The 10967-nt window shown below is 54.0% G+C and carries 10 protein-coding genes and 1 pseudogene; 9 read left to right on the top strand and 2 right to left on the bottom strand.

The genetic code is table 11. The annotated features are described in order from the left end of the window. From PN477_RS05750 to PN477_RS05780, 7 genes are all read left to right on the top strand, one after another. A partial coding sequence (locus PN477_RS05750; RefSeq protein WP_272147067.1) for a hypothetical protein occupies positions 1-1084 on the top strand: 1084 nt, incomplete at its 5' end. A gap of 29 nt (positions 1085-1113) precedes the next feature. Next, entirely contained in the window at positions 1114-1638 is a 525-nt protein-coding gene (locus PN477_RS05755) for a CIS tube protein (RefSeq protein WP_272115421.1), read from the top strand. 21 nt (positions 1639-1659) lie between these two features. Continuing rightward, a complete protein-coding gene (locus PN477_RS05760; protein WP_272115419.1) occupies positions 1660-3654 on the top strand; it encodes a VgrG-related protein in 1995 nt (664 codons plus the stop codon). Between the two features lie 12 nt (positions 3655-3666). After that, complete coding sequence (locus PN477_RS05765) at positions 3667-4062, top strand: DUF4280 domain-containing protein (RefSeq protein ID WP_272115417.1); 396 nt, start codon at positions 3667-3669, stop codon at positions 4060-4062. Beyond that, positions 4062-4949, top strand: a complete 888-nt coding sequence (locus PN477_RS05770; protein ID WP_272115415.1) for a hypothetical protein — start codon at positions 4062-4064, stop codon at positions 4947-4949. Before PN477_RS05765 ends, PN477_RS05770 begins: the two co-directional genes overlap by 1 nt. Before the next feature lie 33 nt (positions 4950-4982). Next, positions 4983-5552: a YdcF family protein gene (locus PN477_RS05775; protein WP_272115413.1), complete on the top strand. Its 570-nt coding sequence runs from the start codon at positions 4983-4985 to the stop codon at positions 5550-5552. After that, entirely contained in the window at positions 5549-6520 is a 972-nt protein-coding gene (locus PN477_RS05780) for an SGNH/GDSL hydrolase family protein (RefSeq protein ID WP_272115411.1), read from the top strand. The genes PN477_RS05775 and PN477_RS05780 overlap by 4 nt, the downstream gene beginning before the upstream one ends. A gap of 14 nt (positions 6521-6534) precedes the next feature. On the opposite strand, the gene PN477_RS05785 is transcribed toward PN477_RS05780, so the two are convergent. Continuing rightward, on the bottom strand, positions 6535-7590 hold the full coding sequence (locus PN477_RS05785) for a DUF1611 domain-containing protein (protein WP_272115410.1): 1056 nt from the start codon (positions 7588-7590) through the stop codon (positions 6535-6537). Positions 7591-8137: 547 nt separating this feature from the next. Between PN477_RS05785 and PN477_RS05790 the strand changes: the two genes are divergently transcribed. Then, positions 8138-9778 (top strand): iron uptake porin, encoded by a 1641-nt coding sequence (locus PN477_RS05790; RefSeq protein WP_272115409.1) that lies wholly within the window; start codon positions 8138-8140, stop codon positions 9776-9778. 76 nt (positions 9779-9854) lie between these two features. Here the strand turns inward: PN477_RS05790 and PN477_RS05795 are convergent, their stop codons facing one another. Beyond that, entirely contained in the window at positions 9855-10628 is a 774-nt protein-coding gene (locus PN477_RS05795; RefSeq protein WP_272115407.1) for a DUF1868 domain-containing protein, read from the bottom strand. Positions 10629-10675: 47 nt separating this feature from the next. Between PN477_RS05795 and PN477_RS05800 the strand changes: the two are divergent. Beyond that, positions 10676-10967 (top strand): annotated as a pseudogene (locus tag PN477_RS05800) (DNA polymerase III subunit delta); the annotation flags it as partial.

A 10967-nucleotide genomic window follows, 5' to 3' on the forward strand; every position in this document is an offset into this window, starting at 1 on the left:
ACCTAATATAGTTCAATCGGAATCAATTCAGCGACAGGTTTCTGAAAGTTTAGAGCCTGCGATCGCACCTGACATGGTTCCGCGAAAAGAAACCGTTACGAGTTCTGAGACATCACAAAATTCATCAGAATCAATTCAGCGACAGGTTTCTGAAAGTTTAGATCCTGCGATCGCACCCGACAGAATTCAACGACAAGAAAGTATCACCAGTTCTGAAAGCTCAACAAGTCCAACTAAACCAATTCAACGGCAGGTTTCTGAAAGTTTAGATCCTGCGATCGCACCTGATATAGTTCAATCGGAATCAATTCAGCGGCAGGTTTCTGAACGTGGTGAAATGGTGGCTCCGGCGAATTTGCCTGAATCAAGTCAGCGACAAAAGGAGGTCAAAGAATCTGCACCGTTGGGGTCGAGAAAAACGATCGCACGTTCTAGCTTGCCCAATGTCCTTGAGAAAATTGGCACATTTAGCCCCCTGAAGCGATCGCGCCCCGCCGCCGCCCCGTCGCCCGTCATCCAGCGCCAAGCCAAAGCCCCCGAACCCAAAATCGTACAGCCCTCCAGCGTCGCAATTCCGGAAACCTGGTCAAGCATCACCGACCTCTTGCAAGCCAGCACAGATGGGGGCGCAACTGCTCCACCAACTCAGTCCCCATTCCCCCCCACGGCCCTATCGAAAAACAACATCACCCCTCGCCGTTCGTCCCTGAGCAACAGCAAACCCCTCAAAGCAGGCAACCGCAGCCCCAAAACCCCATGGAGTCCGGTCGAAGGCGTGATTCAAACCAAACTTGATCCCCGTGAGCAGCCGCGCAAAACACTCAAATTCACGCCCGCAGGAGTGCAGAGCGTCGCAGCACAGCGTCAGACCCTTCAGCGTGACGAAGACACCAAAGCCACCGCCAAAGTCGCTACCAAGGCCACCGCGAAAAAGCGATCGCCCTCCTCCACCTATCGCCAAGCCAGAGCCGATGAAGATCACCTCGAACATCTGGCCTATGCTATTTATGCGATCGTGCGCCAACGCATCGCCATCGAGCAAGAACGCCACGGACGCGGCTACTCCGGTCGCCTTCCCTGGTAAACCCCTGAAACATCATAAGGAGTCAGCACATGAGCAACAGCCCCATTCCCACCGGAAAACTTGAAAAAGCCATTTTGAAATCCGATGAAAGTGATGACATTGAATTTCAATTTAACCCCACCTCATTGAGTTTTAGCCAATCCATCGATCTAGACGCTGAAACCGCCGCTCGCACCGAATCCGGTGATCCAAAAGTCAGCTTCAAAGGGCCCTGTAGTCGCACCTTAAGCATCTCTGATATTAAATTTGACACCTACGAAACCGGCGAAAACGTCATTGAAAAATACATCGGCAAATTCCTCAAAGCCCTAGACTTTGCCGCAAAAGGCGAAGCCAAAGGCAAACGTCCCCCCACCTACACCTTTATTTGGGGGCAAAATCAATACATTCGTCGCTGTTTCATTGAATCCCTTGATTTCGACATCACCCGCTTTTTAATTGACGGCACACCCGTACAAGCCGTGATCAGTTCCCTCACCCTCACCGAAATTGAATCCGTAACCGCTAGCGGTTCCACCAATCCCTTTGGACGTGGCAGCGGGCCCAATCGCTAATCTGGTACGGATAGACTTTTTATGAACACAACCTATATTGCCCAAGCGACCCTCAAAATCAATGGCAGCGAAGCCTCGTCCAAAATCATGGAAAGCTTACTGCAAATTTCCATTGAACAAAGCCTCCATTTACCGGCAATGTTCACCTTGATCATCCAAAACTCTCGCTATCCAGGTGATCCGGATGACAAGTTTTGGCAACATGAAACAGAATTTGAAATTGGGACAGAAATTGAAATCGGGTTCATTGGTAGTTCCACCGAAGATAAAGACTTTAGTGAAGTCGAAGCAGGCAGCGTCATTAAAGGGGAAGTAACGGCGATCGAAACCCAATTTACCACCGGTTCCCAAGCCCCGATCATCATCCGAGGCTATGATATTTCCCATCGCCTCCATCGTGGTCGCTTCAATCGTTCCTTTCAAGATGCAACCGATAGTGACATTGTCAAAAAAATCATTGGTGAAGTCGGCATTACTTCTAATACGATTGATGCAACTAGCCCTACCCATGAATATGTTTTTCAAGAAAATCAAACCAATATGGAATTTTTCCGAGAGCGAGCCGCCCGGAACGGTTATGAACTTTTTGTTCAAGATGGTAAATTGAATTTTCGCAAACCCAAATCCGAAGCCACGATCGAATTAGAATGGTTAAAGGATTTATATGATTTTCGAGTGCGGGTTTCTAGTGCAGAGCAGGTGAGTTCCGTCGAAGTGCGCGGCTGGGACTATACCAAAAAAGAACCCATTGTTGCCACAAAAAACACCGATCAAGTTTTAACAGAAACAGACTATGGCAAGGGCAAAAAAACCAGCAGTAGTTTTAGTGGTAAGCCCACTAGTCCGAAGGTAATTGTAGTAGACAAACCGGTTTCTAGTACGTCTGAAGCTGATAAAATTGCGCAATCCTTAGTGGATGAACTGGGGGGAGAATTTGTCGTTGCGGATGCCCGTGCTGAGGGGAATCCGGACATCTGTCCCGGTAAGATTATTAAACTCAAGGACATGAGTAAATATAGTGGCAGTTATTACGTCACAGAAACGCGGCATTTATACGAAAATCGCATCTACATTACAGAATTCACAGTGCGAGGTTTGCGGGGGGGGGATTTACTGGCAACCTTAGCGCCGCCAACCCGTTTAAAGCCAGGTCAAACCTTGATGGTGGGACAGGTTACGGATAATAATGATCCGAAAAAATGGGGTCGGGTGCGGGTGTGGTTTCCCACGCTCACGCCGAAAGAGGGAAAGGATGCCCATACCAGTTATTGGGCGCGGGTGGTGGCGATCGGTGCAGGCAAAGAGCGGGGGTTTGATTGTTTGCCGGAGGTGGATGATGAGGTGTTGGTGGCGTTTGAACATGGGGATATTCATCGGCCCTATGTGGTGGGGGGGGTGTGGAATGGGAAGGATGCGCCGCCGACGGTGGTGACGGATAGTGTGGTGGATGGGAAGGTACGGCTACGCACATTTAAGACCCGCATTGGGCATCAGTTGCAGTTTGTGGAGGAGGATAAAGATAGTACAAAGCAAGGGATTTATGTTGATACGAAAGATAAGTATTATTTGCATTTCAATGATACAGATCAATTTTTAGAGCTTAAAACTAAAGATGGACACCAAGTTTTACTGGATGATAAGAATCAAAAGATTCTAATTAAGAGCAAAGGAAGCCATCAAGTACTACTAGATGATAAAGGCAAGAAAATTGAAATCAAGTCTGGTGGTGGTCATCTTGTTAAGCTGGATGATAATAGCAAGAAAATTGAAATCACCTCTACGGGGGATATTAATTTAACGGCTGGAATGGGAAAAAATATTAATTTAGATGCAACGAAAATCAATCTGACGGGTAAGAGTGCGATTACCTTGAAAGTGGGGGGAAATTCCCTCGATATTCAGATGGCGAGTGTGACGTTAAAGTCAGCGGCAACGATGACAGTAGAGGGCTTAAGTACGACGATTAAGGGGACAGCATCGGTGGCGGTGTCGTCATTATCAATCAAGTTAGGGTAGGAGGTTTAAACAATGCCGAATTTAGTGACGATGGGGGCGATGATGCAATGTGTGCCGTTTGGGGCAGCGCCGAGTAGTTTGATTGTGATTCCGAAGGGGATTCCGGTGACGGCTCCGGCGATGTTGGCGGCAACGGTGATGGATTTTGCGCCGATTGTGAATATTCCGCCGTTTGGGGTTTGTACGTCGTTGGCGAATCCGACAGTGGCGGCGGCGACGGCGGCAGCGTTGGGGGTGTTGACTCCGATGCCTTGTATTCCGGCAACGGTGGGGCCGTGGCAGCCGGGGGCGCTGAAGGTGAAGATTGGGGCGTTTGCGGCGTTGTCGGATACGTCGATTTGTAATTGTGCCTATGGGGGGGTGATTAAGATTACGATGCCGGGTCAGTTTATTACGACGGTGACGTGATGGGGGGAACGGATTGGGTGGGGGAGGTGTGGCGATCGCACCTCTCTTTAACCGCACAAATTACCCTGCCCTGTTTGCCCGCTCAGAGCGCGGCGACCTTGGCAAAGGTGGCGGGGTTGGTGGAGACTTTCGGCAGTCCGTTGACGGTGGCGGAGCGGGAGCAACTGGGGGAGAGTTTGCATGAGTTGATCCTGACGAGTTTTCAATCCGGGCCAGGGGCGCGGCTCCAGGTGGAGATTACGCCCAATGCACCGCCGGAAACGGGAATTACTTGCAATTTCCAGACGACGATCGCACCGTTACCGCCACCATCTCAGCCGACGGATCTTGATCCAACGGTGTTGGCTTGGGTGGAGCGATGTGATCCGGGAGCGGCGATCGCTATGATTGGGGCGGGTGCGGGTCATGGTGCGATCGCGCTGCGGCAGTGGGGCTACGCGGTGGAAGCCTGGGAATGGCGCGGGGATACGCCAGACCCGGCGGTGATTCAACAGGATCAGGATTTTTTGAACCCGTTAGCGCGGTTAACGCCGTCCCGGTTTGAACTGGCGATCGCCCCGGATGTGGTGGAAACCAGTTTGCGCCATCCCGATACCCTGCGGCTGCTGTTGGCGAAACTCTGTGATGGGGTGGTGTCGGGGGGGTATCTGCTGCTGGGGTTGTGGATCAGTGCGGTGGAGGTGGAGCCGGCGGTGCAGGAATGGGTGCAATGGTGCGGCGGGTTGATCGTGACCCAGGGACAATTAATGACGCTCACGGCGGGATTGCCGATAATGGTGATCGAACAGAGGGCGATCGCCCTTTCCCCCGCTCTTGATGCCATCCCGTTACCCGCTAGCCTCAAGCCCCAAATTCAACGCCAGTGGGTGATGTGGCAGCGGTCTTAACAGTTTCAACTCAGACCCATGGTTGCGTAGACGATGTTCAAACGGAAACTTCCCCGACCCCGGCGCTGGATAGTGGTTACCAGTGCGATCGCTATTCTCACCTTTAACCTCCACCTCCTCGCGCAACTCCACCGCGCCCACCAGGCCAGCCCCCAGCCCGAAGCGATCCTTGTCCTGGGGGGCGACTTTGAGCGGGAATATGTGGCCGCCTACTTTGCCCAAGAACATCCAGGGTTGGATCTGTGGATTTCGTCGGGAATGCCCGAAGCCAAATCCCGCGCCTATTTCGCCCAGGTGGGAGTAGACCCCCAACGGCTCAATTACGATCGCCGCGCCGTGGATACCGTCACCAATTTCACCACCATGGGGCCAGTCTTCCACGCCCAAAACATCCGCCATCTTTACCTGATCACGTCGGATTTTCACCTCGGTCGCGCCCGGTTTCTCGCCTATCTCATCTTTGGCCATTACGGCATCACCGTCACCCCGATCGCCGTGCCCACCCAAACCCCTAATGAATCCTGGTGGGAAATTGTCCGGGACGGAGGGCGCGGCGTATTGTGGATCTTGACGGGCTATACGGTGGAAAAAACGCGAGGATGAAACGACGCTGGACTTGGCTGGGGGGCGGATTGCTGGGGAGTGCGATCGCGCTTGAACTCATTTTGCGCTGGGGATTTGGCTTCGGAAATCCGGTGCTGATTATGGCTGATCCTGAAACTGGCTACCGCTTCCAGCCCAATCAAGCCGTCACCCGCTTCGGCCATCCCATCGCCTACAATAACTACTCCCAACGCTCCGACCCGGTGCAGCAGCCCAAACCCCCCGAAACCCTGCGGATTTTGATGACGGGGGATTCCGTGCTCAATGGCGGGACGGTGATGGGTCAAGATCAGATCATTTCCGAGCAACTGGAAGCCCAATTACAGAGCGCGGGCGTGAAGGCGGAGGTGCTGAATGCGTCGGCGGGTTCCTGGGGCATTGGCAATCAATGGGGCTATTTACAGCAGTTTGGAGCCTTTGAGAGTGATTTGCTGATTGTGCAGATCGGGAGTCATGACCTGTTCCAGCCGACGAGTGAGGGCGATCGCGTCGGGGTCGATGTGAATTATCCCGATCGCAAACCCCGCTTGGCCCTGCAAGAAGCCTGGCAACGGTACGCCTATCCTGCGATCGCCAAACGTTGGGGACTGCCCCTTTCCTATGAAATCCCCCCCACGACGACGGATTTAACCACCCAATGGGAGCAAAACCGAGCCATGTTAGGGGAAATCATCGCCTGGAGCCGATCGCAAAATATCCCCCTCTGGGTCTTGTTCACCCCCAACCGAATCGAACTGCTCCCGGAACCTTTGCCGCCGCTGTACAAAGCCGAGTTTTTTCGCTACCTCTACGCCGAAAATATTCCGGTGCTGGATCTCCATCTGGCTTGGCAATTAGTCCCCCCCTCAACCGTCGCCACCTACTACCGCGATTCCGTCCACCTCACCCCCGCCGGCAATGCTGCGATCGCCACCCTGATCACCCAAACCCTCCAAAACACCCTCCTCCTCTCCCGCCCCAAATCCTAATCCTGGCGTGAGTTCTAGGATTTCAGGATGTGATTGAGTAATTCCGTCCCGCCAAAGCGCACCACATCGGTACAGAATCGCCCGGTTTCGGCCGCCACTTGGGCGATCGCATCCTGGGCCGCAGCCGCATCTAAATGGCCCGTATTGAGCGCGATCGCCTCGACGCGCACCGAGGCAAACGCCCCCGCCCCCCGCGCCACCGTCTCGTAAAGCTCAATCACCTCCGGCAACGGTGGAATCGGCACATCGGGGCAATTGTGGATCGCCTTCTGACCAGCGCGATGGACGAGGATTAAGCCCGTGGGTTGACTGCCTCGGATCAGCGGGAGCGTCGCCGTTGAGCCAGGATGCAACAGCGAGCCTTGACCCTCGATCAACAGCAGATCGCAGCGTGACCCCAGATCCAGCACCGCCTGTTCCACCGCCCCCGCCGCAAAATCCACCCGCACCGCATCGAGGGGAATCCCTTCCCCCGCAATCATTAACCCCGCCTGACCCGTGGCCACAAACTTTGTGTTGATCCCTTGGGCCAGAGCCGCCCGCCGCAGTTCCAACCCCGCCGACATTTTCCCCACCGCCATATCCGTCCCCACCGTGAGCAACCGCTGACAGGGGAGCGATCGCGCCCGTCCCTTACCGATTCCCAAACCCGGCGGCTCCTGGCGAATGTCCCAAATCCACTGGCCTTTTGAGAGATGTCTCCCCGGCAAATCTTCCACAATCGCCATCATCGGCGTATGCAGCCCATTCACCACCGACAGCCCCGCCACAATCCCCAACTTCACTTCCTCTAACCACGCATCGGGCAGTTGACCCCCGGACGGCGCAACCCCAATCAGCAAAATATCCGGTTGAGCGGCCAGCGCCTCAGTGACGGAGGCCACGATGGGAATTTCGTGGGGGATGCCGGTTAACTCAGAGAGGGATTCCCCGGCACAGTCTTGATCGATCAGTGCCACCACCTGGGCCTCTCCGTAGCGCAGGAACGCCAAGCCGGTTTTACCGCTGCGATCGCGAATGCCCCGATGGAGCAGAATGGCCACCCGATGCTGTGCTGTGAGATGTTGCATAGGAAAGGACGAAAACAAGCTAAATCCATTGTAATTGCGGATTAATCGTCACAAAAAGCGCGATCGCAAAACCGTCACATCTGAACCTTCTTGCCCACCCCGGCAGGGGAAGGTTCGCCGTTGCAAGCCCCTTTTTAGGAGCTACTCGCAATAGTGTGCGATCGCTTCTCACCCCTCACCCCTCGGACGACCCCGCCAGACCCCGGATTAAGCTCCCCTTTAAACAGAGTTGAAAAAAGCATTAGATCCTCTTAGGGTTCCCTTAATGTTATACCGATACCGTTTATTCTAGGCGTGGTTAAACCATCTGTCAGCAAGTTTCAAGCGAAGACTAAGGCCATGAAACCTGCGATCGCCGTTGTTGCACACTATGGCCAGTATCTATCAACACAGTCAGCGGGTTTTCATCAACCCCATAAACCAGTTGATAGATATTTTCATTTAGTAGTACAGTAATCAATGACCGGGGCGTATCTGCCCGTGAGCCAATCCGTTTTAGACCACACCGCCGAATTCGGCCATTTTTTTGAGGAGTGACGAATTGACCATGACAACATTCCATCGGCTTTCCCAGGGAGCAACGCCGATCCTCTTAGGATCAGCCCTCTTGATGTTTCAGCCCCCTGCCGCTGAAGCCCAAACCAACCCGCAAGACCTATTCGAGCAAATCCAAACCTACAGCAACGAAGGCGAGGCCATGCTCGGCCAAGGTGTGGGAGCATCCCAATTTAGCGACGTTTCCCCCAATGACTGGGCCTTCCAAGCCTTGGATGATTTGGTGCGTCGCTACGACTGCTTGAAAGGCTATCCGAACGGGACATTCCGGGGAAACCGCGCCCTCTCGCGCTATGAATTTGCCGCTGGTTTAAACGCCTGCCTCCAGCAAATGGAACGCCTGATCGCTGAAACCACCGCCGACTTCGCCACCCGCGAAGACCTCGAAACCATGCGTCGTCTCATGGAAGAGTTTGAAGCCGAACTCGCCATGCTCGGCACGCGGGTCGATAACCTAGAATCTCGCGTTGCCTTCCTCGAAGACAACCAGTTTTCCACCACCACCAAACTCGGCGGGGAAGTGCTCTTCACCCTCAACGGTTTGCTTCCCAGCGATGACCGCTACGACACTGATGGCGATGGGGTCACCGATACCGACTTTTCTGACAATATCGTTTTTCAAAACCGCGTCCGCCTGAATTTCGATACCTCCTTCACTGGACGCGATCGCCTGCGCACTCGCCTCCAGTCCAACAACGTCGAGGACTGGAGCATCGACGGCGATGTCACCCGCGAAGCCCGCTGGGGATTCCGAGGCACTAATGAAAACTCCGTGGACGTGGACGTGCTGTCCTATCGTTTCCCGGTGGGCAGTAAAATCACCGCGCAGATTATCGCAACCGGTGCGGGCATGGATGATTTCCTCGACCCCCTCAACCCCTTTAATTCCAGCGGTGGCGGCTCCATTTCCCGCTTCGGGCAACGCAACCCGATTTTGCGAAGCGGGGACGCAGATGCAGGGATTGGCTTCACCTACGCAGTGAACGACAACATCAACTTCTCTGTGGGGTACACCCCCGGAGAAGCCTCCGATGCTGCCAAAGGTGTATTTAATGGCAACTATGCTCTCGGCGCTCAACTCCAGTACGAGAATGATCTCTTGGGCCTAGGGTTGGTCTATATCAATTCCTACACCAAAGAGGACGGTCTCAACCATGACACCGGTAGCTTACCCTCGAACCTCGACGGCGATATCCCCGTTGTGGCGAACAACTTCGGGATTGAAGCCTTGATTACACCCAGTGATGCCTTTTTTGTCGGCGGTTGGGTTGGCTTTAGCGATGCGGTGATCATTGGAACCGCAGAAGCCGATGTGTGGAACTACGCCCTGACCCTGGGTTTCCCGGATTTAGGGGGCGAAGGCAATCTCTTGGGCTTTGTGGTGGGTCAACAGCCCCGCTTGAGTGGTTCAGAGTTGCCGGTGGCGAGTCTGGCGGATGGTGATTTCGGTGCGCTGGGGTTGGGCGCACGGGAAGACCGCGATTTGGGCTACCACATCGAAGCGTTCTATAAATGGCAACTGACGGAGCACATTGATATTACGCCTGGTGTGATCTGGCTGACGAATCCGGGTCATAACAGCACGAACTCTGATGTGATTGCCGCGACGGTGCGGACACGCTTCAGGTTCTAGGACTCATTACAACTCACACAACACAGAAGGCTGAAGCGGTGAAGTGACGACTCACCGCTTTTTTTGGGATTTGGGGTTAAAAATCGATCGCTGGGAAATGGTCTTGTTGATAAAAGTGGGTCATGTCGTCGAACTGGTAGAGTGCGGCGCTATGACTGCGGAGGATTTCGGGGGTGTTGCCGATCCAGCGATCGTTGAAGGCCATCAGGGTATCACAGAGGCGATCGCGGTCTAGATCCTCTGTAATTTGGGCGAAATATCCTAGGGGAATATGGGCGGTAAAGGGGTATTGCTGATCGATGCCGAGGGCAATGAGGCCGGAGTTTTGGTAGACGGCCCGCCGCAGTTGCAGCATCTTATGGTAGGAGTTGTCGTCAATGGGGACTAAGGCCACAGCGATCGCCCGTGGCCGCACCAACAGCCCCACCAGTTGCAATTCAATCGGGCCGCGATCGGGGACGGATTTTTGATATTCACTGAAACTGTGGGCGAGGCGATCGCAGAGGTTCCCCTCAAACGCTTCGCCATGGGTCGCGAGGGCGTGCTGATAATTGGCATCCCAAATCAAATCCGCCACCGTCAGGTGAAAGCTCTCCGCCGGCACAGGGAGCAGGAGACCGGGGACAAGTTGGGCGAGGATTTCCTGTTGAGTGGCAATCAGGTTGTCATAAAAGGCTTGATTCCGTTGATCCTGATTGCCCGGTGTATTGATCGTGTAGCCGGGAAAGGGAACCGGCTGGCCGTGATTAAATTTTGGAGATTCTTGTATATGTTGAACTTGGTTACGATAGGTTTCAGGGAGTGTGAGTTTTGCAACTCTGTTGAGATATGCCTGATAGGTTTCGTCCACGTTGGTCTGCCTTGAAGGTCTGTCTAGATCCGATTCTAGCCTGTGGTATGCCTATCTACTTGTTTTGGGGTGAAGATGATTTTGCCATGGGGAAAGCGATCGCTAAACTTCAAGACGCGGTGCTTGACCCCAACTGGCTCTCCTTCAACACCGACAAACTCACCGCCGACAGCACCGAAACCCTGATCGACGGGTTAAACCAAGCCATGACCCCCCCCTTTGGCATGGGGGGCCGTTTCGTCTGGCTGGAAAACACCACCGTCTGCCAAACCTGCCCGGAAACCCTCCTCAATGAACTCAAACGCACCCTCCCCAACCTTCCCCCCACCTCCACCCTCC

The sequence above is a fragment of the Spirulina subsalsa CS-330 genome (assembly GCF_028330765.1).
Taxonomy (GTDB): domain Bacteria; phylum Cyanobacteriota; class Cyanobacteriia; order Cyanobacteriales; family Spirulinaceae; genus Spirulina; species Spirulina subsalsa_A.

What these genes read in the sequence shown, in the direction of transcription:
- PN477_RS05755 (WP_272115421.1), top strand. Translation starts at nt 1,114, where the DNA reads ATGAGCAACAGCCCCATTCCCACCGGAAAACTTGAAAAAGCCATTTTG.
- PN477_RS05770 (WP_272115415.1), top strand. Translation starts at nt 4,062, where the DNA reads ATGGGGGGAACGGATTGGGTGGGGGAGGTGTGGCGATCGCACCTCTCT.
- PN477_RS05780 (WP_272115411.1), top strand. Translation starts at nt 5,549, where the DNA reads ATGAAACGACGCTGGACTTGGCTGGGGGGCGGATTGCTGGGGAGTGCG.
- PN477_RS05760 (WP_272115419.1), top strand. Translation starts at nt 1,660, where the DNA reads ATGAACACAACCTATATTGCCCAAGCGACCCTCAAAATCAATGGCAGC.
- PN477_RS05790 (WP_272115409.1), top strand. Translation starts at nt 8,138, where the DNA reads ATGACAACATTCCATCGGCTTTCCCAGGGAGCAACGCCGATCCTCTTA.
- PN477_RS05785 (WP_272115410.1), bottom strand. Translation starts at nt 7,590, where the DNA reads ATGCAACATCTCACAGCACAGCATCGGGTGGCCATTCTGCTCCATCGG.
- PN477_RS05765 (WP_272115417.1), top strand. Translation starts at nt 3,667, where the DNA reads ATGCCGAATTTAGTGACGATGGGGGCGATGATGCAATGTGTGCCGTTT.
- PN477_RS05775 (WP_272115413.1), top strand. Translation starts at nt 4,983, where the DNA reads ATGTTCAAACGGAAACTTCCCCGACCCCGGCGCTGGATAGTGGTTACC.